This window comes from Myroides marinus (genome assembly GCF_900109075.1).
GTDB lineage: Bacteria > Bacteroidota > Bacteroidia > Flavobacteriales > Flavobacteriaceae > Flavobacterium > Flavobacterium marinum_A.
Map to the genome: position 1 here is coordinate 33678 of NZ_FNYS01000022.1, position 26107 is coordinate 59784.

Below are 26107 nucleotides of genomic sequence, written 5' to 3' on the forward strand. Positions count from 1 at the left end.
CAAAATTTTTTAAAATAAACAAAAAAGTCTTGTCGTGTAACTAGTTAAGTTAATAAATGGAATAAGGCGAAAGATAGAGGTAAATATGACTCTCGAATTGTACAAAAATACCTGTAGTTTTAGGTTAAGACAAAAAGTATAGATATGCAAAACATAGTATATCTGCGAAATTATAAATGATAACTTTTCAAAAAGTTATTGAAAATCAAGAAAAACCTATGACTCACAATGAGTTATAAGTTTTTATTTTTTAGTGGGGGTCCTGTTTTTTTAAAAAGTGCACCCAAAACAAAACTATGGATCAGTCTCAAAAGTTGTGTTTACGCATAAAGTTTAGCTAATCTGTATAGGAAGAAATCAATATTTCTGACGCCTCTAAACTATTCTAAATTTTTGCTTCTACCCCTCTTCTTGTTAGATTTTCACATCCATCTGAATTAATTGTGTTTTTTATCTATAGTATTATAGTACTGTTTATTCTTGACAGTAATCAATAATTGTGTTTTTTTATTAAAATAGTCAATAAGATGCTTTTTAAAATCATTAAATGTCTTATACTTATTGTAATAATTATAAAAATATGTTTTTAATTATATTTTTGTATTAATGTAATTTAAAGTTAATTTTATATTAATTTTAGCATAAAATTAATATTTTAAAGATACGTATGAAAAAACAACTACTCTGTATTATTCTTTTAGGTATATCACTTAATAGTTATTCCCAAAAGATATTATGGGAACAGACCTTAGGAGGAAACAACTCAGAATATCTACTTGATATGATTCCTACAGCTGATAATGGTTTTTTACTTGCAGGAGCAACCCAGTCTTATAAAGGAGGTGACTTGAGTAAAGATCGCAGTAGCAATTATGACGCTTGGCTTTGGAAAATGAATTCTAAAGGCAAGAAAGAATGGGATCTTCGCATTGGAGGCAATGGAGATAATTATTTAAAAAGTATTGCTCATACTTTTAAAGACGGAGGTTTTATTTTAGGGATAACTTCAAGTAGCACAAAAGATTTATATAAAACAGAGGAGTTAATTGGTCACAGCGATGCTTGGATTATAAAGCTAGATGCAGCCCGTAATGTTTTATGGCAAAAGAGCTTTGGATCAGTAGAAAAAGAAGATTTAGTTAAAGTACTTCCGATTGTTGGTGGAGATTACTTACTTCTTATAAGTAGCAATTCTTCAACTGGAGGAAATAAGTCTGTCTCTTATTACGGAGGTGAAGATATCTGGGTTGTTAGAATAAACTCAGAAGGAACTATCAAGTGGCAGAGGAGTTTTGGAGGAGAGTATGACGATATCGCCTCAGATGTAATACAGACAAGTGATAAAGGTTTTTTAATTGGAGGATATAGCAACTCTGGTATTAGTGGAAACAAGACAAGTGAAGCATTTGGTAATAATGACTACTGGGTGATTAAGATTAGTGATAATGGAAATGAACTTTGGCAAAAGTCTTATGGGGCAGAAGGCAATGATCAGTTAAAGCAACTACAAGAAGTCTCAGAAGGCAGTTATAGACTTTATGGAATATCAGATTCAGGTGTAGGGAAAGCTAAAAATAGCGGATTGCAATCAGAGGTAGATTACTGGTCGATAGATATAGATAGCCAAGGAGAAGCCAAACAAGAGCTTTCCTATGGTTATGGTGCTCGCAATTTTATAAGTAGCGGTCAGGTTAAAGACAATGGTACAATCTTACTTGGAGGAACAACACTAGAGAAGACTAGGCAGGGAACTAAGGTAAACTTTTTAGGAACACTTCTAAATCAAGAAGGTGATGTTATCTGGGAGAAGAGTATTTCTGGTAAAGGAGAGAATGTGCTGTCTAAACTAATAGAGACTAGAGATGGTGCTTATGTATTTGCAGGAACCTCAGATTCAAAACCTGATAGAGAAAAAAGTAGTCAAAGAGGACTCAATGACTTTTGGCTTGTTAAAGTAAAAGGTAAAGCTTCTGATAAACAAGAGAATACAGAAGAAATAAATAAGGAAAAGAGCAAAGAAAAACTCAAGATAGAAGCCTTTCCTAATCCTGTTGTTACTTATACTAATGTGATTATTCCAATAGAATATAAAGCAGGTATTTTAAAGCTTTATGATATAACAGGTAGAATGTTGTATCACAAAACAATCAAAAATCAAACAGAACCACTTAATTTAAGTGGTTACCCAAAAGGGACCTACATTATATCTGTAAAGACAGATGCAATTGAAGGTGGTGTTAATGTTGTAAAAGAGTAAAGTATGAGAAAATATGGTTATTTGTTAGTAGTTATATTTAGTGTTTTAAGTTTAAATATAGTTTTGGCGCAACAATGGAATGTACCAGATATATACCCACCTAGTAGTGAGGTGTTTAAACAAAGTACAATTGAAGATCTAAAAAGTTCTCCTACTGGTCAGTTCTCTTATCAAGTTCCTATTTACGACTATCAACTGCAAGACATTACATTACCTATTAGTTTAGATTATGTAAGTGGTGTTAAAGTAAATGATATTGGAGGTAGTGTGGGTATGTCATGGAATTTAAATGCAGGAGGTGTTATTTCTAGGGTGTTAAGGGGAAAAGCTGATGAGAAATATGATCAGTATTCACCTAATCTTAGTAAAATACACAGTAAAGATCCTGAAGAATGGAAAAAGTTTAAGGATAGTAGTCAAGATAATTCTAAATACGACACAGAGGCTGATTGGTTTAGTTTTAATATTTCTAATGGAATAAGTGGAGAATTTTTTATTGATAGAAATTTAAAGGTAACCTATAATGGTAAAGATAATATAAAGATATCTGCAAAATGGGTGAATCTAGGAGTTGGTACATTCCTAGAATTTGAAATTATAGATAATTTAGGAAATAAATATGTATTTGGAGGATCAGAACAATTTATAGAAGAATCAAAGAATAAGGCATTAAAACAATCTTTAAGACAAACAGTGTATGAAAGTGCTTGGTTTTTAAAAAAGATAACATCAAGAAGTAATCAGGTTATAAATCTAGAATATGAAGAGAATAATTTGGATTATAATTCATCAGTATCTAATTCACTTATATATTCTGTAGCATGTAGTACAGACCCTAATACTATTGGAGGACTGGATAAAGGATGGGAGATGACAGATATAAGAGAGGTTTATAATTTATCATTAAAGAGTAAGAGATTAAAAAAAATAAACAGTAACGTTGGTAGTGTCATCTTTGAATATAACAAAATTAGAGAAGATATTATTACTGGTTCAGGTAAATTATTAACGGGTATTAAGGCATATAATTTCAAAAATATAGTTGTTAAAGATTTAAGTCTAAATTACGATCAAACTGATAGAGCAATTGATTACAGAATGGCTACATGGTATAGGTTAAATTTAAATACCATTGAGAAAAGATATTTCTTAACAACAATAATAGATAATATGGCTTTATCGACTTACAAATTTAAATATGATAGGATTAATTCCTTACCAAGTCGATTTTCTTTTGAACAAGATAAAGATGGTTATCCTAAATATGCTTATTTAAATACAAGTCCTTATCCTGCAATGCAATATTTAAATTTAGATAATTTTGAGGCTATAGTAAATAAAGCAGGAGGGAAACAGTATTTAACTTCAGATTTCGAATATGACAAGAATTATTCAGGTGTAGGTAATTTAATTGAAATAGAATATCCAACTAAAGGTATTACTAAAATTAGTTATGAACCACATTATGGAAGTGAGGTAAGAAAAGTAAATGTTTCTTTGGGGGGAAGTATTAGTTTAAGAACAAATTGTGCATCACGTCCAAGAGATGAAATAAAAGAAATTATTATAGAAATACCTTTAAATGGAACTAATTATCTTGAGTTAACAGGTAGTGGAAGTGTTGACTATGATAGATGTAATCCAGGTGCAGGTCATGGAGGAAAAGATTTTCATGATAGAATACAAGTATCTGTTCAGGATTTAACTACAAGTAGCACTATTTTTAGTGTATCAAGAGACATGACCCAAGAAACTATATATCAAACTAAAGCGTCTTGTACTACTGGGGGACAACATTGTGCAATTACTGTAGTACCTGGTAGAAAGTATAAACTGACATTTGGTGCCTTAACTAGATTAAATGATGTAGCTGCTAATTTTACATATAATTATGGTCATCGTGAAGAGTATAAAACATTCAAAGATGTTGTTTTGGCTGGAGGATCTCGTGTTTCTTTTATAGAAAACTATAATGAAAAAGGAGAAAAGCAAGAAAGTAAAAAAAATTATTATAACTCCCTTAATAAAATAGAAAGTGGAGATAGCTCTATAATTACACGATGGAATAGAAAATATCTATCAAAAACACAAACTTATCCTATTTGTATTGCAAAAGAAGCTTATGGCAGTAATAAGATGTTTAGCCTGTATACTATGTTAGAGCCTAAAAGAGATCGTTACCGATATGTATTACAAGATAATAGCATACTTAACGATTTTATGAATAGAGGAAATCAAGTTTATTATGAGGTTATTACTGAAGAAACTGAAAATATAGGTCTTAAAGAAAATGTATATAATATTAATGTAGATGAAGCAGCTAGAGCAGAAATAGATTTAGATTTACCCAACGTACCTATGAGCTCTACTAGACAGGAGAGATATTTACTTATGTCAGAAAATTATTATAAAATAAAAGAGCCTAAGATATACTTAAAAGTAAAAGAGGTAAAGAATAAATATCAGTCTTTTAATTCAGGTAGTAAAAAAATGTCTTATGTGATAAGACGACACTATTTTGCTTCAGATGGAGATGGTTTTGAGCTTAAGTTTGATTTAGATCCTTTTTCTGTTACTAGTTATTTTAATTCTATGGTGTATAATAATATTTCTTCCGTTACAACTAATGAGTATAATGAATTAGGTAGTTTATTTATGACCCAAACATCAAATTTTATCTATAAAAATCAAAACTTATCAAGTAAAGAATTTATTTTTTCTAATGGTATTAATAAATCAAAAATAGAATATAATTATGCGTTAGATAGTAATAATACATTCTTGATTGATCGAAATATTGTAGGAATTCCATTAGAGGAAAGAGAGTATAAAAATGATGTTTTATCATCTAAAAAAGTATTAAACTTTAATAATCAGGTAAATCCAAAAGAAATAATAACTTATGGAAAAGATGGTAGTCTAATAAACAAAAACACATTAACATATGATACTGATTACAAAAATATAATAGAGTTTAAAAATGAAAATGGATTAAAACAAACGTTACTCTATGGATATAATAAAAGCTTGTTAATAGCAAAGATAGATAATGCTTCTAAAGAAGAGGTAGCAAGTGCTTTGGGAATATCTGTAGCAAATCTTCAAACAATAGATGAGACTAAACTTACTCAGATAAATAACCTAAGAACTAATATGTCTTTAAAAGAAGCACTAATTACAACTTATGAGCATAAACCACTTGTAGGAGTTACCAAAATTACAGATCCAAAAGGAGTCTATATCGTTTACGAATATGACAAAGCAAATCGCCTGGAATTTATTAAGGATAAAGAAGGTAATATTTTAAGTAAATATGAATACAAGTATAAAAACAACTAAAGCTATAATAAGATGAAGATATATACATATATAGGCCTATTAAGTATTTGTTGTTTACATACTCTACTAGCTCAAACAACATCTCAAAATTATATAAAGGTTACTCAGTACACTGAGTCAATAAAGGAGAGTAGTAGTACTGCTAAACAAAAAAATCAGGTAGTTTATTACGATGGATTAGGTCGGCCAATACAAGAAGTATCTATAGGAGGAAATCCAAGTAAGGAGAGTATTGCTAAACATATAGAGTATGAATTAAATATTGGTCAAACAAAAGATTATTTACCAGTTGTTATTAAATCAAGTCAACAGATTCAGAAAAACAGTAGTAATAATGGTTTAGCTTTTGGAAAAATTGACTTAGGTGGTGGTGTAATCATAAATCCTTTTGAACCAGTAGTACCTACTACTGATGAAGATTTAATAAGCAAAGATTTTTATGGGATTACTAAACCTACTTTAGACACTAGTTATAAAGTTTTTAGTGGTGTTATTACCTCTGGAAAAATAGTTGATTATGATGAACTTATTATTGATGGAAAAAAAAGAATTGAGGAGTATCCAGGAATGCCTATGCATCAACAAAGAGAGGTTAATACTTACACCGTAATTAATGCAAAAATAGAGAATGCTAACCTTGGAAAAGGGGTGTTAGAGAGCGCTAATTATAGTGTTAAAAAAACACAAAGTGTTGAATATGTAAATTTTATAGATTTAAATCATGTGAGTTTAAGAGGATTGATATTGGAAGAAGATATAAATCAAATTATTTCTTTTAAAAAACACTATAATATTGTAAAAGATAACTTAGGATTAAAATTTAGGGAGTATTCTCCTTTAGCCTTTGGAAAAGTTTTAAACAATGATCTAAATAAATCTTTCAAAGAATTGGGAAAAGAAGAGTCTTATATTATATCTAATCCTTCTGAAGTTGTACTAGGGTTTTATAATCCTTCTATGTTGCCTCCTATAATAACAGATCCGACAAATCCAACAAATCCGACAAATCCAACAAATCCGACAAATCCTGGAACTAATGAACCAAGTAACTCTCCAGCACTATATAGTGAATCTATAAAAACAGAAATACTTAACTATTACAAAACTCCTAAGTATGAAAATACTTTAAATCCATATAGTGAGACTCTATATGAGAAGTCACCCCTGAAAAGAGTATTAAAAACAGGTTCTCCAGGAAAAGATTGGAGAATCGATGGGGATTATACAGTTGATTTTACCTATCGATTCAATACAGCAAATGAAGTAAAATACAGACGTGTAAATGCTGTATTAAACGCAAGTAAAGGATTTTATGACTATAGTATTGCTGAGAATGTTGGTAATGGTTTTTACCCTTCAAACTCTCTTTATGTGAGCTCTGTATCTGATGAAAATGGTAATGTAACAGAAGAGTTTAAAGACCAAGAAGGAAAAGTAGTTTTAAAAAGAGTCTACAATAATACTCAAGGACTTCCAAAACTCTTTAGTGCAGCTTCTAATGCACCTGTCTCAAGTCCAATGCCAAGCGTGGGTAATATACTTGGTGATGAATTAAAAGGAAAGTCAGTACAGGATGTAATAGATAACTTTGATAAGATAGTAGAAAATCTAGAGAAGAATGCTAACAATCAAATTAACAAGGTAACTAAAGCGGTTGAAGATTTACCTAATAACGCTTTAAGAGCTTCTGGGGCTACCACAGGTATTGGAGAAACCCTTGATACTTACTACATCTATGATCAATATGGAAATTTATCAGTGGTTACTTCTCCCTTATTAAACGGTGATGTTACTTTAGCTAATGTAGATAAACTAGGTTATCAGTATAAATACGATACCAAAAACCGACTAGTGGCTAAAAAACTACCAGGAAAATCTTGGGAGTATATGGTTTATGATAAAGCAGATAGAATAGTAGCTATAGGACCTGTGTATGACCCGTTTGGAACAGAAACTAAAGGTTGGATGATAACTAAGTATGATGCACTTTCTAGGGTGGCTTACAGCGGTTTTTACTCTACTATAGCGATGACTCCAACTGAAGTAAATCGAAAAGTGTTTCAAGACAATGTAAATGCGAGTGCTAACTCTTTTGAGAAAAGAGCATCATCAACAGAAATTGGTGGGGCTCCAGTTACTTATACCAATACTGTCTTTCCTAAAGATAATTTTGTTGTACTTCATGTTAACTATTATGATGATTACTCTTATCCAGGAGCAGCTACTAATTTTAATGAGATAGAAGGCCAGAAAGTTATAGAAAATGTAAAAGGATTACTTACAGGAACATGGAATAGAGTACTTACTACAAGAGATGAGAAGAAGGCTAATATTACTTTTATGTTATATGACTATAACAGTCGTGTTCTTAGAAGTTATACAAAGAATTATTTCTTGGGATATACACAAGTAGACACTAAATATTCTTTTACAGGATTACCTATAAAGGTTACTACTAAGCATCAAAAAGATACTTCAACTCCTTTAATGACTGTATTAGAAGAATACGTTTATGATCATGCAGAAAGATTACTATTTCAAACTCATAAGGTTAATAGCTTAGCTGAAGTTGTTATTTTTGAAAATATATACGATGAATTAGGAGCACTTGAGAAAAAACGTATTGGAGGAAAACGATCTACTACGAGTATTACTCCAACGGCAAATACATTCTTACAAGAATTACAGTATAAATACAACATAAGAGGATGGCTTACAGAGGTAAATAACGCCAGTAATATAAATCAGGTAAACAATGGCAAAAGCTCTTTGTTTGCTTTAAAGCTTAATTATAATAAACCAGAGCAAGGTCTAACAGGAGTAAAACCGCTTTACAATGGTAATATCTCAGAGCAAATCTGGACAAGCGCAATAGATAATAAAAAGCGAGGTTATGGTTATGTATATGATGGAGCAAATAGATTAGTTTTAGGCTCTTTTAAAGCACCTGATTTAAATTCAGCCTCTACTGCTAGTTTATTTGATGAAAAATTAGAATATGACAAAAATGGAAACATTTTAAAACTAGACAGAAATGGAGCTTCTCTAGCAGGAGTAACAACGCTTATAGATAAACTAACCTATGGTTATGAGTCAGGTAGCAATAGACTATCGACAGTTAGAGACGCCTCTGGAAATCAAGAAGGTTTTAAACAAGTAAACACAGCAGGTGCTGATTATGCTTATGATGAGTTTGGAAATCTCATAAGTGATAAACACAAGAAAATAACTAAGATTAAGTACAATCACTTAAATTTACCTGTAGAAATTAACTTTGGAACAGATAAAATAGAGTATCTTTATACAGCTTCAGGAGAGAAAACACAGAAGAAAGTAACTGAGAAAGGTGTAGTTACGCTAACGGATTACCTAGAAGGATTTCAGTATGTAAAGGGTAAACTTAGTTTCTTACCTACAGCAGAAGGATTCTTTAATGCAGAGACAAATGCTTATGTGTATCAGTACAAAGATCACCTGGGTAATGTAAGATTATCTTATAGTGATAAAAGTGGAGATAATACAATACAGTCTTCTACTGAGATTATAGAAGAGACGAACTATTATCCTTTTGGATTAGCTCATAAGGGGTATAACCAAAAGAATGACGCTCTGATGAAGGATTATAAGTACCAATACAATTGTAAGGAAAAACAGGAAGAGTTAGGACTTAACTTCTATGACTATGGAGCTCGTAATTATGATGCTGCTATCGGTAGATGGATGAATGTGGATCCGCTGGCGGAGAAGTATATGAGTTTTACTCCTTATGCTTATGTAAGTAATAATCCATTGCGATACATAGACCCTACGGGTATGGCTCTTGATGATGTAATCATAACAGGTAATAAAAAAGATAAAGCATTTAATCAACTTCAATCTTCAGTACAAGGACAACTAACTTTATCAATGGATAATAATGGTAAAATTACAGCAAATCAAACAGTTAATGGACCTCTTACAAAAGGTGCAAGCGATTTATTAGTAGCTACAACAGACAGCAGCGTTATGACAAATATTTCAGCCACAGATAATGATTTTATTTCTGATAATTCAGCTCCTTTATTAGGTGCTTTTATGGGGAATGAATTTACAAATTTAGGACCTGTTTTTGAGGTTTCGACTTCTCAAGAAATAAACCCTGTAGCTTTAGGTAATATGGATAATATTAATGGGACGCCAGGGCAAACTACATTACACGAAGTAACAGAATCATACGTTGGGGGGAAATTGTCACAATGGTCAGGTATTTCAGTAGGCAAAGCCACACCAACAGACGCAAATAATCCTAATAGCATTTATAGACGATCTCACGATAATGTGGTTCCTCAATCAGGTAGTGTTATAGAACATTTTTATAATGCTCAGGGGCAAGAAGTTTTTAGAGGTAATTCAAATTTCAACCCAGTTAAGTTACAATACTCAACAGGTAGTTCACAGAGAGTATTTCATACTATCCCAAAATAATAAAGAAGATGAAAAATTTAATAGTATATTTTTTTGTAATTGCTATTTCTTGTAGTTCTCAAATGAAAAACAAGTCAGATAAAAATGTAACAAATACAGATGAAAATGATTTATTTAAAATAGCAAAAATTGACTCTATAAACTCTTTTTATATTATATACTGTACAAAAGATGAGCAGAACTATAAAATAATATCTAAAAAAGAAGATGAGAAATATAAATTTGAGAAAATAAATGAAAGTGAATATTATAGTTTTGAATTAACAAACTTTCCAGACTACTCTAACAGCGATAATCCATTGACAGGGTTTAGTTCCATTGAGCCTTGTTTTATGTTAGATAAAGATACTCAAATATGTAAAGAACAGGGTATAAAAGGGTTATATACCACAAAAAATCTTAAAGGGTTATATTATATAAAATAATTTATAAACAAGAATTCCCGAGCATTGTTCGGGAGTTTCTTGCTTGTGGATCCGCTGGCGGAAGATCTAAAACAGATAGGACAATCACCATATACTTATGTAGTTAATAATCCTATTCAATATATAGATCCAACAGGAATGATCTGGGAAAACCCAAAACAAGAAGAAAAACTTAATAAATCTATTAATAAAAGAATAGAGAGAATAAATAAGAATAATACAAAAATTCAAGCTCAAATTGATAAAGGAGGATTAAGTAATGACAAAATAGTAAAGCTTGAAGATAAACTTGCTGATAATAATCAGAAAATTGAAATACTGAATCAATCACTTATAGATATTGAAGCGATTGGAAATGCAGTTGAAACGTATAAACTTACAGGACCAAGTTCAAGTGATGGTACTCACGGAGTTGTTAAAGGAACTAATGGAATTATTAAAATAGAAGGAAGGTAGTAATCAAGGTCTTCATATTCATGAAATCAGACATGTAGGTCAATCTATTGAAGCGGGTGGAGTTCAATTTAATAGAGATGGTAAATTATTAAATGCAGCTACTACTTTACAAGGAGCAAGAAATAATGAAGTAAATGCCTATCAAACACAATTTTCTTTTGATGGTTCATATCCAGTAAGAGCTAGATCATTGAAAGATATTAATGAGCTCACATTAATGAATATAAATACCTCAGATGGTAGAACTGTTTACGAAAAATTAAAAGCTAAAAGATAAGATAAAAATGAAAAAGTTGTTATTTTTATTAATAGTAGTATTTCTATTTTTTGGAAATACCTTAGTACAAGGTCAAAAAATGAAAATTGGAGATTTATCGGGAATCTATATTTTGGAGACTGATTCAAAATATCAGGCATTATCTGATGATAGAAATTATTCAAGTTTGGAGCTTCATACAAACGGAACCTATACCTTAGGTAAGGCTGTTGTAAAATTTAGTCCAGTAATGGAGCAGTGTGATTGCGCATCAAAAGGAAAATGGTCAGTTATAGCCGATAATGTGATAGAGATTACGAGCGAAGATTACTATTTAAAACAAAAGGGTTATACATACGATATAAAAAAGGAGAATAAGTTATCTCAGGATAGCTTGTATATCCAAGTTGTTTTTCCTACTGATTTCCACCCAGTAAAATTGGACTTTACATTTAATCACAATAATAGTAAGCGCTTTACAACTGATAAAACTTATATTGTACTGCCTAAATCAAAGTATTTGTGGAATAGAAGAACTGCTACAAACCAAATCAGTTTTAGTGTGAATGCTGATATATCAGGAACAAAGCTTTACAAAAGCAGGATGTTGTTTGAAATTTTTGAGGAGTCTATAAATACCGAAAAGTTTAACTCTTTGACAATTAGCTTACCTAATTTTGATAGATGCTTTTTTGAGTTTGAACCTTATAAGCAACAATTGATTTATATCAAAGATAAAAATCAGTTACTATGGCAAGGAGAAACATGGAGAAAGTAGTATTATATTTATTTAAGTAGCAGAAGGATTCTTTAATGCAGAGACAAATGCTTATGTGTATCAGTATAAAGATCATCTTGGTAACGTAAGGTTATCTTATAGTGATAAAAGTGGAGATAATACAATACAGTCTTCTACTGAGATTATAGAAGATACCAACTATTATCCTTTTGGACTCGCTCATAAGGGTTATAACCAGAAGAATGATGCTCTGATGAAGGATTATAAGTATCAATATAATGATTATTGAGGAAAAAGCGTCTAGCTTTTGACGAAGATACCGCACGTAGTGCTGAAAAGCAAGAAGAATTAGGACTAAACTTCTATGACTATGGAGCTCGTAACTATGATGCTGCAATCGGTAGATGGATGAATATAGATCCGTTGGCGGAGAAGTATGTGAGCTTCACTCTTTATGCTTATGTAGGTAATAATCCTATTAGATTTATTGATCCAAATGGGATGGCTAGTGAAGATTGGGTGAAAAGAGAAAAAAATGGAGAAACTGAATATTTCTTTGACCCAGATGTACAAGAGAAAAATGCAACAGAATCTAAACATGGAAAAGGATCGCATGTAGAAAATAGTTCGTCACTTGTGGGAAAGTCTAGTCAAGAAGAGAAGTATAGATATACTTTTAAAAGCGATGGGTCTTATTCAAAAGATGGAAGTATAGTTAATAATAGAACACAAACAGAAGGAGGATCTACTGTATATCAGTATTGTAGAGTTAATAATTATAACAATTAGGCAATATCTGTTTTGTTATATTGGCTCTTTTACAAGGTTTATTTTAGATAGATGTTTAGATATCTTTAGAAAAAATAAAAACAAAGTAGGCTTTAAACAGTATCGGGATTATAAATTAAATCCTGATACAGAATTTATAGATACACTATTAGGTTTTATCATCTTTGGATTGATTATAACCTTTATTGTTCGTTACATTCAAATAAATAGTTAAACTATCTGATAAATAATCGAGGTGGTTTTAAAAGAATGTTGCGATAATGTCCAAATAATAATCTATGTCTAAATTAAAATGTGAATGTAGTCAAGTGATTGATTTGAGTGGTATCCCTTGTCCACATAGGTTTAATGTGTAGTAATCTTTGTTTTTTAAATGGAAGATAGAAAGAAAAAGAGATACACAAGTTTATAGAGTAGGATAAAGAAAATGAATAAAAAACTAAAAATATTTTTATATAGTGTTTTAGCCTTAGTAGTATATTATATTGGCTCAATTCTTATTGATCCTAATGGTTTTTTTGTTCAAAATCAAAAAATAAATAGTGTACCAAAACAAGAAGCTATCGCAAATAAAACTTTTATTAAAATAGTTAAGCCTCAGTGTGTTTATATAAATAACATGAAAAATGATTTTTATGTTTATACATACAACTATAGTTATTTAGAAAGTTATGGAATACTTCAGTTGCTTAAACATAGAGTTGTTATAGATCAGCAATGTTATTATAAATTCATTATCACTGATTCTGTAGTAGATCTTTCTGAAATCGAGATTCAATATAACGATTTAAAAACTAATCTTTTTAATGATGTTGAAGGCTTTAATACAATGAAAAGCAATAATGTTATGATAGTAATTAAGCATAAAGATATTTTATTGTACAAAGCGTTGTATTAGAATTAAAAAGATATAACCTTTAGAATTGTTAGCCTAAATATTCGAGTTAGTGGCAATGTTACACTAAAAACATATTCACTATGTTGATATAGCAGTAAGGAGAAACCATCTATAAGTATGTAAGTAGAGCAAAAGATACAGGTGAGATAAATGTTATATTTATTGTTTTGCAAGCCAAGAGTATTATGCTTTAGTACTTAGGGTAATAAAGTTTAATAGTTAGTCTTAAGTGATACACAATGATATTAACTAGTAATTTGTATTGGAAAAGAAATACTACAAATAAAAGTGAGTTTTAAAGCCAATTATGCAGATCTTTTAGTAAAAAGGGCTTGGGTATTGGCTTAGATAAGAAAATGCTTAAAAACAGCTTTTAATTGCTAAAAAAGTATGTTTTAGAATATATAAGGTAATGGAATTAAGATTAAACTATCCTGTATTATTACTTTCAAAAAGTAATAATAGAATTTATGTTTTCACTAAAGAGAAGGATTTAAAATCTACTAATGAAGAGCTATTTGGTAAAATCAACTATAGTAATTACTATGTTGTAGATGAACTAGGTTTAATGTATACAATTAACAATGCGTTTAAAGTTAAAAAATGTGGGCTTTTTGGGGTTAATCCTTTTTTAAAAGGTAAACAGATTTTAATCGATTTTGAGTTTAGTAGTCAAATAGATAAATTATTACTTGATACTATAAAACAAGAACTTGTTCAACGTATAGAGCAAGATAAAGACTATTGGAAGTTAAATTGGAATATTCAAGAGTTAGAGGCAAAAATCATAAGTAGTAAAACTTTTAAAGAGATTTATTTGTTATTAAAATAATGATGGAGTCTGTCTGACATTTGTCAAGATAACAAAACAAGGTAGAGGCTTTTAGCCATATAAAACATAAAGCCCCAGTTAAGGGGCATTATTAATGAGTTGTTTTGGAGTGTAACATGAACTGTGTCATTTCTATACTATTGTTTATTTAATAATAATATATATCATTAATCAAAACGTTTATTTAAATAACCTAGAAGATTATGGTTTGTTGTTTTATATAATTTTATATTGTTTTTATCTCTACTGTCCTTAATAATTACATTATCAAATGTACGTGATGCTGGTAAAATAGGAGGTAGGTTCTTGTTTTTTTGAAATTCGTCAAGTTCTTGATACTTGTGATCACTATAACTAATAAAAAGAAGAATATCCATTTCTTGATATTTTATATTAGTATCTAACGAACTTAGTTCTTCTACAATTTTAAAATCATATTGTATTCTAGTACTGTAATTAAAATGGTTAAAAGTTACTTTTGAAATCAGATTATTTTCCTCTTCAATAACTATTCTGACATAATTATAATTATCATTCTTGTCTACATTAAGTGTAGTAGTATTATCTATATTTAGTATTATTGGATCTTTAATTTGAGCCATAGTAGTTTGTAGTATAAATAATAAGAATAACATGTATTTGATATTTATTTGCATTCTATCTTGTTGTTTAGTGATTTATACTCTTGTAGAGATGATTTTATTTCATTTTGTTCTTTATCACTTAGATTTTGAAAAGCTTTTACACCTGAGTGAGTTAATCCTTCCCAAGCTATAGCTTTATAATATTGGGAATACACACCTTGTGGATCTAATTCTTTTAAAACATTGGTCATTGTTGAAATGTATTTAGTAGCCATTAATTCATGATGAGCACCTCCTTTATATTTATTTAATGCATTAATTAATTCTGGAAATGATTTAGGACTACCTCCTGGTCTCCACTTTTCTCCGTTGCTTGTATCAATAACTGAATCATATTGTCTATGAAAAGTAGCATGTAGTACTTCATGCATTAATGTAACAGCAATTTGTAAATCAGTGGTTTCATCTAAAGCGTCTTGATTTATATATATTATATAATTATTTTGTGATGTTGGAACTGTTTCTGCATGTGAAATCCCCTTGTCTTTTCCATTCTCATCATATCTTTCAAAACCTGAATATTCTTTTTCTGAAACTATTTTAAAAGTTAAATTTGGGCTATTCAAGTTTTTGTCAAATATTTTGATATGTTTTTTCGCAAAATCTGTTCCTCCAAGCTTATCATAAATATCTTTTACACATTTATTGTCTTCAAACGTTTTATCAATGATTATTTTATCTTCTGGTGCAGGAGATATTACTGCGGTTGAACCGCCACCGCCGCCACCGCCGCCTCTACTCCAATTATCTAATTCTTTCATTGAATCATAGTCTAGATAATTTCCTGTGCGGCCTGGATTATAGTAACCACTAAGTCCTGGTCTTATGTACATATAGACTCCTGGTAACTCCTCTCCAGGATCATTTCCTGAAATTAGTCCTGTATCAGTACTTCTAACGGATTTTTTAGAGTTTAAATCTTTATTATTAGATTCGTTACCATAAATCTCTTGGGTATAAACTACTGTTTTATCATTATAGCTCATAACAATATCCTTAGTTGATAGTTCTTGTGGTTTATCAGTGGATAAAAAGTAGTATTCCTCTCCTTGTTTGTTATAACCTATTAACAGGTTAAATTCGTTTTCATTTTTAGAGTTGTAAGTTTTTAATGAAATCCCTTTTTTATTATCCCCATAAGTAAATACTTTAGGATTGTTCCAATCAACATTTTTAAACTTTTCGTGGTTAGGAATTAGTTTATACTCTTTATTAAATTGAGTTTTTATTCTCTGAATAGAATTTTCTGATTTTTGATCTAGTTTATTAGAATTAACTTGATCATCATTTGAACAAGAAAACAACAGTAAACTTGTAGTTAAAAAACAAAATAGTTTTTTCATTTTTAATTAGAATTAGTTTTTGTTTTAATTAATTATCAAACGAATTTATGTAAAAAGAGTTGCTAATTAAAATTGAAGTTATTATAAAAAAAAACATTTAACATTTTTAAAGTTTTTAATGTCAAAAATCAATGTTTATAATGGGTTTTGGCTTTATTTTTGAGTATTTTTAGTGTTGTTTATTATAAAAATGTGTCACAGATTTGATTGAAATACTTTTTTAGGCTTACTTCTTCTCTTTATTTTAAATAGCATAGATAGTTGTAAATCTGCTTTTCTTCGTCCCATCATCGTTCAATCAACTTGTAAGTATTCTCTGGATTGACAAAATCAAGATTGATGCTGATATTCGTGTCTAGGTTGATTACGTTTTTGAATTTCTTGCGAGCTTCTGTAACAGCTTTGTTAGAGATAGGGAAATCCAATCCGTAAGGTCTTCGATGCCGTATTTTTCTCCATAATCTACTTTATTGTTTTTCAACTCAGCGATTAGGTTGGAGTTATCGATTACTTCGTTTAGGAAATAGGTTCTCTTGAAGTTGTCATTCTTATAAAAGTAGTTTACTGAGCGATTTAAGAACATTACCTTTTCTTTTTCGTAATTGAATATTAATACACCTTGTCTAGTTTAACTAGATTGATACCGTGTTCTAAACGCATTTTAAGATTAGATCCTTCTTTGTCGAATTGGATAAAGTCCGTTTTTATTTGCGCTTTTGAACATACCAATAGTATACTTGTTGCAAGGATAATGGATTAATCTGTATATTGAATTAGTTTATTGGTTTGGATATGTGTTTGTAAATTAGTTTGTTATGATTTTATGTATATATTAGAGGTAACTAAAAACTTATTTTATGAAAAAATCAATTTTACTAGTAGCGCTTATGACTACTATTGCTACATTGGCAACAAATAAAAGTGTAGAAAAAGATAATGTTTATGTTGTTGAGAACAACATATCTAACAAAACAGTAATGTATGAGATTAAAGTCTGGGTTAATTCTGAATTAGTTTTTGAAGACAGAGGGTGTGCTTATCCATCTTGGTTAGAAGCTGAGAAAGAATATTTACAAAAGAAGTATAATACTTCATCTGTTTATGTAACTATTGAACATAGTCCATATGATTGTGCACTGCAATAGATTATTTTAAAAGGGGACTTTTTAATAAAAGAGTCCCTTTTATTTATAAATTATTTATAGAAACCATTATTCCTATTCATAGGACTTGAGCTGAAGGTTTACTGTGGAGTAGGTTAGTGCTATTGGTTAATAATAAGGGGCGCTGTAGAAAACTTTTTTTAAATTCTATTTATTGCGGCTCTTTTTAAAAAGCATTTTTCTTTTTCTGTTATTGGTAATAGCATTTCATTGAATAACAATTAAAATGGTAAATTATAATAATCTTCTTTCATGTAAGTTTACTTTATTCTGTGTAAACTCAACCATAGTGTGTTGTGAATATTACTGATCCTTAGTTACTCTATTTCACGTCTTCTAAAATGAGACAATAATGTTTTGGATATGATATATTAGTTTAACGCTGTTTTATATATCTATAGTTATTTAACTTAATTTTTGTTAATTAATTTTAAAAACACTATTTTTAATTATTAACCAAAACAATTATTATTATGAAGAAATTAATTTTTGTAGGAGCTTTTCTGCTCTCATTAGGGGCTTTTGCTCAAAAAACAATTGAACCAGAACCTGACTTACCTATGTGTCTATTAGCTGCATTTGAACCAGAATGTGATATTGTTGTTGAAGGAACAACTTATACTGAAGGTTTTTTTGTTATTGAAGCTTGCGGATGGTTTATTAACAACCAAAGTAGTGTTGTTATAATTCAAAATATACAGGACTATGTCTGTAAAAATGGAAAATTTCCTGACTATGTAAAAGTTTGGGATTACCATTCCAAATAGGTTTTAATTCTTAACTAAAACAATTTTAATTATGAAAAAAATTTTATTATTATCATTATTATTTTTAGGTACTACATCTACTAATATGTTAGCTTCAGGAGAGATTTCTAATTCTGGCTATTTTAGTAATAGTTCTGAATGTTTTTATGAAGTTACAGTAACTAATCCTTATGGTATTGTTCTTATTAGATACTCTGAATGGTTAGATGAACAAACATTGGAGAGTAGACTTCAGGAATTATATGCAATGTACCGTGATTGTGATGTCTATGCTGATCTTAAAAAATGTTTGTAACATATTTTATTTTTGAATAATAATAAAAGCCATTATACCTATTTATGATGGCTTTTACTTACCTGTATTTCCAAAGCTCCCATTTCACCTGTTTTAGTAGATTCAAAATCATATATTTCTTTAAAAGCGAATTTTTATGATTTGCTCTAGCAGTGAAATACAAGATTATTTATAAGGAGGTTAGAATTAAGGTTAAACTATCCTGTATTATTACTTTCAAAAAGTAATAATAGAATTTATGTTTTCACTAAAGAGAAGGATTTAAAATCTACTAATGAAGAGCTATTTGGGAAAATCAACTATAGTAATTACTATGTTGTAGATGAACTAGGTTTAATGTATACAATTAACAATGCGTTTAAAGTTAAAAATTGTAGGCTTTTTGGGTTTAATCCTTTTTTAAAAGGTAAACAGATTTTAATCGATTTTGAGTTTAGTAGTCAAATAGATAAATTATTACTTGATACTATAAAGAAAGAACTTGTTCAACGAGTAGAGCAAGATAAAAACTATTGGAAGTTAAATTGGAATATTCAAGAGTTAGAGGCAAAAATCATAAGTAGTAAAACTTTTAAAGAGATTTATTTGTTATTAAAATAATGATGGAGTCTGTCTGACATTTGTCAAGATAACAAAACAAGGTAGAGGCTTTTAGCCATATAAAACATAAAGCCCCTTAATTGGGGCTTTTATTTTAAAATGAGGTGATTATATAGTTAAATCTAACCTTATATAATTTCTCTGTGTTGTCTGATTTTACTCTAATGAAAAGGTTTGTAAAATTATAATTACCAAAGTACATTCTGCCAAGATTTAATAATTGTTTATTATAGATATTATTGTAGTAGTAGTCTAGCATAAACTTATCAAAACCATTTATAGAGTATTCTTTTGTAAAAGTATGAGTTGGTACTTCTTCAAGAAAAGTAAATTCATAAGTATCTTGTCGAGAACCTACATCATTTGAAGGGATAAGAATACTTGAAATTTTATTCTCTTCTTCTACTAGTCTGTAGTTTTTGTCTTTAGTTATATTTACAACAATTGTATCAGTGATATTAACTTGGGCAAATGAAATATTAGCAATAAGACATATTATAATCGATAAAATATAGTTTCTCATATTATTTACATTCAATTATTTCGTTGTTAGTTCTATATTCAGTTAATGTTTTAATGAAAGAGTCTTTCTTTTCTTGTGTTAATTTAGAATAAGCATCTGTTGCTTTTAAGCCCTGCCAAGCAAGGACTATATAAACATCTTTATCATAACTAGATTCTAAATCTTTTAAAGCAGTCTTAATTGTAGTGATGTATTTATTGGCCATAAGTTGATGGTCATAAGTATCGTTTTCCATATTCCATAAAAGCATTGTAAATTTTTGGAAAAGATTTCTTTAAATTAACTAGTCTTAAGCAAGTGTAATTAACCATGCTAACAAGGTACTAAATAGAATGATCAGCCCTATGATAAGTGCTGCATTTACAATGTGCTTGATATATCTTTTACTATCAAATGTAAAATGATTAGGATCAATACAAAACTCCTTAAATATAAACGGATCTACTTTTAAATCAGGTCTAAAGCGTACAATACCCTCTATAAAACGAGCTCTTAATGCTCTTGCATTTGTGATGTAATACATACTTCCATAATCTGTACCATCAAAAACAACTCTAGTTTCAATTCCATTTGCTCTTACAGCTAGGTGGTATGTCTTGTTTACTTGTTTTAGGTATACGTCATACTGATCTGATAGATAGGACTGCTCTAGTTGGCTGTAGAGTATATGGGTTATGCTGTTGTCTTTTTTATAGAAATGAACGCCTTGTTTATCAATGTTGATGGCTTTTATTGTTATAGCTATTTTACTCTTTATGTATTTAAAAAAGCGGTATACTACTATAGCCCAGATAGGATAGTATACTAATGCAATAATAATCAGTACCCAGGTATAACTAGAGATAAAAACAGGTAGTAAGGCAAGTAGGATAAACATGCCTATAAGTGTCGTACTTGCAAGAATATTTATTAACCAAGTAATTACTAAGTTATTTTTGGAGTGTAAGGGTATAAAATTTTGATTAACGTTTTCTTGCATTGGGCCAAGATACAAAATATTCATATTTAATCTTAGATTTCAAGTTAGGTTAGTGTAAAGTAGTTTTTCTGATTTACATTATTCTAATGATATATCCAGAAAAAAAGCTTATAAAATAAGTTATTAAAAAAAGGATGTTTTAGATAGGTGTCTATAAATTTTACAAGTATCATTTTTGAGTTTGCAATGAGTAACAATATAATTATAAAGCAGGCTTATTTAGTCACTTTTTAGCACATTTAGATGGCTTAACTAATAAAAACTGCAGTTTTACCTTTTACATATTGTGAACAATAAAAAAGCAACTATCTTTGAAGTATATTTTTTGATCAAAAGCATTAAAAAGTGAAGATATTAGTTACAGGAGGATTAGGATTTATCGGTTCTCATACAGTAGTAGAGTTACAAAACAAGGGATATGATGTGGTTATCGTAGATGATCTGTCTAATGCGTCTATAGAGGTATTAGATGGGATAGAAAGTATCACAGGTAAGCGTCCAGAGTTTGTAGAGTTAGACTTAAGAGATAAACACCTAGTGTATGAGTTTTTTAAATCTAATAAGGATTTGGATGGTATTATCCACTTTGCTGCTTCTAAGGCAGTGGGAGAGAGTATGCAAAATCCGATGAAGTACTATGAGAACAATTTCTTTTCGCTAATTAATGTGCTTTCAGCCATGCAAGAGTATGGCTTAGATAAGATTATTTTTAGCTCGTCATGTACAGTATATGGTCAAGGTGAGGTAATGCCTATTAAAGAGAATGAGTCTGTAAAACCTGCCTTATCTCCTTATGGGAATACTAAACAGGTAGGTGAGGAGATTATTATAGATTTGGCCAAAGTATATCCATTAAATGCGATATTACTTCGTTATTTTAACCCAATAGGGGCGCATGAGTCTGTAATGATAGGGGAGTCTCCACTAGGGGTTCCGTATAATCTGATTCCATATATTACGCAAACTGCTGTAGGAGTGAGAGAGTTCTTATCTATCTATGGAGATGATTATGATACACCTGATGGTACTTGTGTGCGTGATTATATCCACGTGGTGGATCTAGCAGATGCGCACGTACGTGCTTTAGCAAGGTTAGTAAATAAAGAGAATACTGATCAGATAGAGGCTTTTAATGTAGGTAATGGACAAGGGTATTCTGTACTGGAGTTAGTGCATTCTTTTGAGCGCGTTAGTGGTATAAAACTAAACTATAAGATAGTAGATAGAAGACCTGGTGATGTGGATAAGGCTTGGGCTGATAATACAAAAGCACGTGAGGTACTTGGTTGGAAACCAACTAAGACACTTGATGATATGCTAGATAGCGCATGGAAATGGGAGCAGAAGGTTAGAAATAGTTAACAGTTGACAAAAAAAACAAAAAAGAGAATAACAAAAAGTTAAAAATATCGTTTTAATCCAAGAAGGAGGTTTATAATTATCATTTGGATTTTAATACAGCATAGCAATAAAGAAAAGTAAAAATGATTTATAACAATATGCCTTTTTACTATCGCTTATAAAAAACTTTATTGCTACTTTATAAATAGCCTGTCTTAGTTTTAAGACGGGCTTTTTATTTTTTATAATTAAAAGAAGCCTTAATATATAACTTCTTAAAAGAGAAGTATCCTTTTTGGATAAATGTTAAAATTGTTATTTTTTGTATATAATTTTTTCATAATTTCGCATAATATTATTCAAGTTTAAGTATGTAAGTTATTCTTGTTTAGTTAGATGAGTTAAAAAATAAGTAACTTAAAAAAATGTTATGAAAAAAGGTTTATTGTTGTTGTTAATGACTATGGCAATTTGGTCTTGTTCAAAAGATTCAGATGATACGCCACAGGTCAAATTAAGTAATTTGAAAGAAATGACTTCTTTTAAAATTACTGTAGAGGGTAAAAGTTATGAGGCTGAAATTAAGGATAATTTTATCCAAGCTGTACTGCCTTCATCTACAGATTTAACTAAGCTTAGTCCAGAGATTAAGATTTCTGAAAAAGCAAAAGTAACACCAAACTCTGGTGTGGTACAAGATTTTACTAAAACAGTAGAATATACTGTTATGGCAGAGGATAAGAGCACAAAGGTATATAAAGCTGTTATTACTAAAACAAATTCTCAAAAAGCTATTGAGTCTTTTGCTTTTGTAAATTTACCAGAAGGGGCTTCTTCTTATGTGTGGAAGAATAAAAATCCTTTAGATATGGATACTTTAGTGTGTAAGGTTCCTTATTTATCTAATATCAAGGCTTTAACATCTAAAATTACAGTTTCTAGTAAAGCAACTATTGATCCAGCTAGTGGTACTACTTTAGATTATTCTAAACCTGTAAAATATACTGTAAAAGCAGAAGATGGTAGTAAGGCAGAGTACCTTGTTATTGTTGACAATAGCATAGAACAAGTTAAGTTCTCTAATATTACTCGTGATGGATTTAGAAGTAAAAAACCAAATGATGTAATTGTTTTACAAACAAATACACTGTCTCCTGTAAAAGAAAATAATAAAGTAAAACTTAGATTTTCTAAAGGGACTACTGTCTTTGATCTAAAAGTAACTAGTATTGATTATAAAACGAATCAGATTAGTGTGGCATTGCCTGCTGGCTTTGAGAATAATGAATATGTACTTTCATTAGAGATAGAAAAGAATAATTCAGTAACAAGTATTCCTTTTGTTTTAGATGGAGGATCTATAAATTTTCAAAATGTTGCCGATGTATTAGATCCTTATACTGGAAATTATGTTGTATGTAACAGATTGTTAATGCCTGGGGAACGTTTTAGAGCAAATATATATTTAGAACATGCTAAGTTTAGTACTTATAAGTTCTTTTTAAGAAAAGATGGTAGAGACTTTGCATTATTAAATTCTAAATTAAATTCTACTTTAGAACAAGTAGAATTTGTGATGCCTAATTTGCCTAATCCTGCAGTTAAGAGTGGATCTGATTTTGAGCTTGTAATAAAAGATGCTAATAATAAAGAGGTAGGTGGAAATCGTTTAGTGAATACTAAAAAAAGCAATATTAGTGTTATTGTAGCTGAGGCGCCTATAGTAAAAAGCCTATCTAAAACAAAAGTGAAAGAAGGTGACCAAGTAATTATATTCGGTGAGAATATATTCTATAATTATGTAGAGATAGGTTCAGGTGTATTAACTAAATCTTCTACAGTTAGGTTAACTTTGAATGGTAATATGAGAAATATAGAGTTAACTGGTGTAAGTAGTAATGCTGGTAGCTTTACTACTAAAGGAATGGACCCTGGAACGTATAAAGTAGAGGTAACTAATAATATACCTTCTTTAGGAGCAAGCAAACAAGAAATCACTCTTATAGTAGAGTCATCAACTACTCCTATATCAGTAAAAGTTGATAGTGCGGAAATACATAGTGATAAAGATCCTTACTTTGCTCAGCAAATCTTAGTTTCTTTTAATGAAAGTATAGAGGCCTATGATATTAAAGAGTTTAGAATTTCTTCTAATTCAACTTTTTATGAAGTAGATAATTACATAAGAAATAAGTATGGTGTATCAACACCAAAACTTCCAAATGATAAGTACAATGTGTTTTATAATAATCCTACAACTGGGTATGTTATTTTAGTGGATAAAAATAATAAAGAACACAAATTAACTTTTACAGTATCTAAAGCTAAATAATTAATTAGCTTAGTAGAACCAAGAGAGCCATCACTTTTTAGTGGTGGCTTTTTTATGTTAATAGGTTATTTACAAATAGAAGTGTATTGAGTAGTACCAGTGTTTTTTTTTTAACAATCAAGAAATGACATGTACTTAAATTGAGATAATAAAGTGATACAGTATAATGTTTCTTCTTGTTTTGAGCTGTATCTTTTTATTGATATTCTTAATTTGAGAATATCGTGATTTTGCAAAATTAAAGAAACTAGAATGACTGTTTTTTTTGTGTTAAAAAAAATATATAATCATGCTAATACGACGAAAAAACAGGCTGCTAGTAGTTTTTGGGTCTAAAAATAGCTGAAAGTTCATTGTTGAAAATGTAAAATCTCTACATATTGTAATTCGTTACATTGCGTGATTAATGGAGCTTAAAAATGTTGTTCTAGGTTTTTGTTTGACCAAATGTGATTTATTGCATTTTAAAGAGTTACCATATATGTTTATTTGTAACAAATACAAATAGAGTTAAAAGATGTTTTTGTGGTGTTTTTGTAATTTTTATTCTTACTTATCGGTTATTTTTTTAATTATTACCTATAAATTATTGTTTGTATTGTTAATAATGTATTAGTTGTAATTTTACATGAGTTAGTTATGAAGAAGTAATTCAAAGAAAAAAAGTAAAATTATGATTAAGAAAATTATTCCATTAACAGCGCTTTTCTTTAGTGGTTATGTTACTGCTCAAGTTGGTGTTGGAACAAAAAAACCTGCAGATGCAACTATGTTAGATATAACTGCTACTGATAAAGGGGTTTTATTACCTAGAGTAAATTTATTAAATCAGACTGATACTACTACAATAAAAGGGAAGCTTATAGAGAGTATTCTTGTCTATAATATAGGATCAAGTAATTTAAAAGCTGGTTTTTATTATTGGTTTGAAAATAAGTGGACACCATTGATGTCTGGAGCTACTTTTACAGATACAACTAATAAATCTTTTACAATTAGTGATGATCAAGAAAAATTAGTCATTACTGATAGCCAAAATAATAAGGTTGAATTAGCTGTGAAAGAATTCGCTAAGAATAGCGTTTTTATTAAGAATTTGACTGAAAACCAGGAGTTTATTAAACGGTTAGGAGATAACATTGAGTTTGTAAAACAAATCACAAACAATGAGGAGTTTATAAATAACATCATCAACAAGCTTGAGGGAGACTTTGGTAATGTAGGTTATGACAAAGACAAGAACCAATTCTTCTATTTAAAAGATGGAAAGGTAGTTTACATTGACTGGGCTGATCTAGATACAGTAAACGTTAAGTTTTCATTTGATGATAAAAAAGAGCAGTTAGTTATCACAGATTCAAAAGGAGGAGTAGTATCTATTTCTACAGATGAGCTAGGAGAGACAATTGCTAAGAATAGCGTGTTTGTAACTAACTTAACAGAGAACAGTGAGTTTGTAACAAAACTTGTAGAGAACAACGAGTTTATCACCAAACTAGGAGATAACATTAAGTTCGTAGAGAATATCACAAACAATGAGGAGTTTATAAATAACATCATCAACAAGTTAGAGGGAGACTTTGGTAATGTAGGTTACGACAAAGACAAGAACCAGTTCTTCTATTTAAAAGATGGACAGGTAGTTTACATTGACTGGGCTGATCT

At 29.8% G+C, this 26107-nt stretch carries 21 protein-coding genes and 2 pseudogenes; 17 read left to right on the forward strand and 6 right to left on the reverse strand.

The window, feature by feature from the left end:
• Positions 1 to 667 precede the first annotated feature (667 nt).
• The 10 genes from BMX53_RS16005 to BMX53_RS16050 all read left to right on the forward strand — a co-directional run bounded on the left by BMX53_RS16005 (position 668) and on the right by BMX53_RS16050 (position 14455).
• A complete protein-coding gene (locus BMX53_RS16005) occupies positions 668 to 2257 on the forward strand; it encodes a T9SS type A sorting domain-containing protein (protein ID WP_074747579.1) in 1590 nt (529 codons plus the stop codon).
• 3 nt (positions 2258 to 2260) lie between these two features.
• Positions 2261 to 5596 carry a hypothetical protein gene (locus BMX53_RS16010; RefSeq protein WP_074747582.1) on the forward strand — a complete coding sequence of 1112 codons (3336 nt, stop codon included), beginning with the start codon at positions 2261 to 2263 and terminating at the stop codon, positions 5594 to 5596.
• A gap of 12 nt (positions 5597 to 5608) precedes the next feature.
• Positions 5609 to 10060 (forward strand): DUF6443 domain-containing protein, encoded by a 4452-nt coding sequence (locus tag BMX53_RS19320; RefSeq protein ID WP_074747585.1) that lies wholly within the window; start codon positions 5609 to 5611, stop codon positions 10058 to 10060.
• Positions 10061 to 10068: 8 nt separating this feature from the next.
• Positions 10069 to 10485 carry a hypothetical protein gene (locus tag BMX53_RS16020; RefSeq protein ID WP_143061440.1) on the forward strand — a complete coding sequence of 139 codons (417 nt, stop codon included), beginning with the start codon at positions 10069 to 10071 and terminating at the stop codon, positions 10483 to 10485.
• A 45-nt stretch (positions 10486 to 10530) separates the two neighbouring features.
• Positions 10531 to 10941 carry a hypothetical protein gene (locus BMX53_RS16025; RefSeq protein ID WP_167357252.1) on the forward strand — a complete coding sequence of 137 codons (411 nt, stop codon included), beginning with the start codon at positions 10531 to 10533 and terminating at the stop codon, positions 10939 to 10941.
• 284 nt (positions 10942 to 11225) lie between these two features.
• Positions 11226 to 11975, forward strand: a complete 750-nt coding sequence (locus BMX53_RS16030) for a hypothetical protein (RefSeq protein WP_074747594.1) — start codon at positions 11226 to 11228, stop codon at positions 11973 to 11975.
• 55 nt (positions 11976 to 12030) lie between these two features.
• A complete protein-coding gene (locus tag BMX53_RS19325) occupies positions 12031 to 12225 on the forward strand; it encodes a hypothetical protein (protein ID WP_074747596.1) in 195 nt (64 codons plus the stop codon).
• Positions 12222 to 12725: an RHS repeat-associated core domain-containing protein gene (locus BMX53_RS16040; RefSeq protein ID WP_074747599.1), complete on the forward strand. Its 504-nt coding sequence runs from the start codon at positions 12222 to 12224 to the stop codon at positions 12723 to 12725. The genes BMX53_RS19325 and BMX53_RS16040 overlap by 4 nt, the downstream gene beginning before the upstream one ends.
• A 427-nt stretch (positions 12726 to 13152) precedes the next feature.
• A complete protein-coding gene (locus BMX53_RS16045; protein WP_074747601.1) occupies positions 13153 to 13623 on the forward strand; it encodes a hypothetical protein in 471 nt (156 codons plus the stop codon).
• Positions 13624 to 14035: 412 nt separating this feature from the next.
• Positions 14036 to 14455, forward strand: coding sequence for a hypothetical protein (locus BMX53_RS16050; protein WP_074747604.1), 420 nt, complete (start codon positions 14036 to 14038; stop codon positions 14453 to 14455).
• 167 nt (positions 14456 to 14622) lie between these two features.
• On the opposite strand, the gene BMX53_RS16055 is transcribed toward BMX53_RS16050, so the two are convergent.
• The 3 genes and pseudogenes from BMX53_RS16055 to BMX53_RS19455 form a co-directional block, all read right to left on the reverse strand.
• Positions 14623 to 15111: a hypothetical protein gene (locus BMX53_RS16055; protein WP_074747606.1), complete on the reverse strand. Its 489-nt coding sequence runs from the start codon at positions 15109 to 15111 to the stop codon at positions 14623 to 14625.
• Complete coding sequence (locus BMX53_RS16060) at positions 15102 to 16442, reverse strand: hypothetical protein (protein ID WP_074747609.1); 1341 nt, start codon at positions 16440 to 16442, stop codon at positions 15102 to 15104. The genes BMX53_RS16055 and BMX53_RS16060 overlap by 10 nt, the downstream gene beginning before the upstream one ends.
• 290 nt (positions 16443 to 16732) lie before the next feature.
• Positions 16733 to 17159 (reverse strand): annotated as a pseudogene (locus BMX53_RS19455) (nucleoid-associated protein); the annotation flags it as partial.
• A 140-nt stretch (positions 17160 to 17299) separates the two neighbouring features.
• Between BMX53_RS19455 and BMX53_RS16065 the strand changes: the two are divergent.
• From BMX53_RS16065 to BMX53_RS16080, 4 genes are all read left to right on the forward strand, one after another.
• Positions 17300 to 17587 carry a hypothetical protein gene (locus BMX53_RS16065; RefSeq protein ID WP_083394431.1) on the forward strand — a complete coding sequence of 96 codons (288 nt, stop codon included), beginning with the start codon at positions 17300 to 17302 and terminating at the stop codon, positions 17585 to 17587.
• A gap of 491 nt (positions 17588 to 18078) precedes the next feature.
• Complete coding sequence (locus tag BMX53_RS16070; protein ID WP_074747612.1) at positions 18079 to 18372, forward strand: hypothetical protein; 294 nt, start codon at positions 18079 to 18081, stop codon at positions 18370 to 18372.
• A 31-nt stretch (positions 18373 to 18403) separates the two neighbouring features.
• Positions 18404 to 18667: a hypothetical protein gene (locus tag BMX53_RS16075; protein ID WP_074747615.1), complete on the forward strand. Its 264-nt coding sequence runs from the start codon at positions 18404 to 18406 to the stop codon at positions 18665 to 18667.
• 336 nt (positions 18668 to 19003) lie between these two features.
• Positions 19004 to 19267 carry a hypothetical protein gene (locus BMX53_RS16080; protein WP_074747617.1) on the forward strand — a complete coding sequence of 88 codons (264 nt, stop codon included), beginning with the start codon at positions 19004 to 19006 and terminating at the stop codon, positions 19265 to 19267.
• A gap of 94 nt (positions 19268 to 19361) precedes the next feature.
• Here the strand turns inward: BMX53_RS16080 and BMX53_RS16085 are convergent, their stop codons facing one another.
• Genes BMX53_RS16085 through BMX53_RS16095 form a run of 3 tightly spaced genes read right to left on the reverse strand, consistent with a single transcriptional unit; the run spans position 19362 to position 20667 of the window.
• A complete protein-coding gene (locus BMX53_RS16085) occupies positions 19362 to 19790 on the reverse strand; it encodes a hypothetical protein (protein ID WP_074747635.1) in 429 nt (142 codons plus the stop codon).
• Position 19791: 1 nt separating this feature from the next.
• Positions 19792 to 20025 (reverse strand): hypothetical protein, encoded by a 234-nt coding sequence (locus BMX53_RS16090; RefSeq protein ID WP_074747620.1) that lies wholly within the window; start codon positions 20023 to 20025, stop codon positions 19792 to 19794.
• 54 nt (positions 20026 to 20079) lie between these two features.
• Entirely contained in the window at positions 20080 to 20667 is a 588-nt protein-coding gene (locus tag BMX53_RS16095) for a hypothetical protein (protein ID WP_244154528.1), read from the reverse strand.
• 447 nt (positions 20668 to 21114) lie between these two features.
• Here BMX53_RS16095 and galE point away from each other — a divergent pair, with 447 nt between their 5' ends.
• From galE to BMX53_RS16110, 3 genes and pseudogenes are all read left to right on the forward strand, one after another.
• Entirely contained in the window at positions 21115 to 22131 is a 1017-nt protein-coding gene (galE, locus tag BMX53_RS16100) for a UDP-glucose 4-epimerase GalE (RefSeq protein WP_074747626.1), read from the forward strand.
• Positions 22132 to 22540: 409 nt separating this feature from the next.
• Positions 22541 to 24442: a DUF5018 domain-containing protein gene (locus tag BMX53_RS16105; protein ID WP_074747629.1), complete on the forward strand. Its 1902-nt coding sequence runs from the start codon at positions 22541 to 22543 to the stop codon at positions 24440 to 24442.
• Between the two features lie 673 nt (positions 24443 to 25115).
• A pseudogene (locus BMX53_RS16110) lies at positions 25116 to 26107 on the forward strand (hypothetical protein); the annotation flags it as partial.

Bases quoted from the DNA above. Each gene is read 5' to 3' on its own strand.
- BMX53_RS16005 (WP_074747579.1), top strand. From the start codon at position 668: ATGAAAAAACAACTACTCTGTATTATTCTTTTAGGTATATCACTTAAT.
- BMX53_RS16010 (WP_074747582.1), top strand. From the start codon at position 2,261: ATGAGAAAATATGGTTATTTGTTAGTAGTTATATTTAGTGTTTTAAGT.
- BMX53_RS19320 (WP_074747585.1), top strand. From the start codon at position 5,609: ATGAAGATATATACATATATAGGCCTATTAAGTATTTGTTGTTTACAT.
- BMX53_RS16020 (WP_143061440.1), top strand. From the start codon at position 10,069: ATGAAAAATTTAATAGTATATTTTTTTGTAATTGCTATTTCTTGTAGT.
- BMX53_RS16030 (WP_074747594.1), top strand. From the start codon at position 11,226: ATGAAAAAGTTGTTATTTTTATTAATAGTAGTATTTCTATTTTTTGGA.
- BMX53_RS16045 (WP_074747601.1), top strand. From the start codon at position 13,153: ATGAATAAAAAACTAAAAATATTTTTATATAGTGTTTTAGCCTTAGTA.
- BMX53_RS16050 (WP_074747604.1), top strand. From the start codon at position 14,036: ATGGAATTAAGATTAAACTATCCTGTATTATTACTTTCAAAAAGTAAT.
- BMX53_RS16055 (WP_074747606.1), bottom strand. From the start codon at position 15,111: ATGCAAATAAATATCAAATACATGTTATTCTTATTATTTATACTACAA.
- BMX53_RS16060 (WP_074747609.1), bottom strand. From the start codon at position 16,442: ATGAAAAAACTATTTTGTTTTTTAACTACAAGTTTACTGTTGTTTTCT.
- BMX53_RS16065 (WP_083394431.1), top strand. From the start codon at position 17,300: ATGAAAAAATCAATTTTACTAGTAGCGCTTATGACTACTATTGCTACA.
- BMX53_RS16070 (WP_074747612.1), top strand. From the start codon at position 18,079: ATGAAGAAATTAATTTTTGTAGGAGCTTTTCTGCTCTCATTAGGGGCT.
- BMX53_RS16075 (WP_074747615.1), top strand. From the start codon at position 18,404: ATGAAAAAAATTTTATTATTATCATTATTATTTTTAGGTACTACATCT.
- BMX53_RS16080 (WP_074747617.1), top strand. From the start codon at position 19,004: ATGTATACAATTAACAATGCGTTTAAAGTTAAAAATTGTAGGCTTTTT.
- BMX53_RS16085 (WP_074747635.1), bottom strand. From the start codon at position 19,790: ATGAGAAACTATATTTTATCGATTATAATATGTCTTATTGCTAATATT.
- BMX53_RS16090 (WP_074747620.1), bottom strand. From the start codon at position 20,025: ATGGAAAACGATACTTATGACCATCAACTTATGGCCAATAAATACATC.
- BMX53_RS16095 (WP_244154528.1), bottom strand. From the start codon at position 20,667: ATGTTTATCCTACTTGCCTTACTACCTGTTTTTATCTCTAGTTATACC.
- BMX53_RS16105 (WP_074747629.1), top strand. From the start codon at position 22,541: ATGAAAAAAGGTTTATTGTTGTTGTTAATGACTATGGCAATTTGGTCT.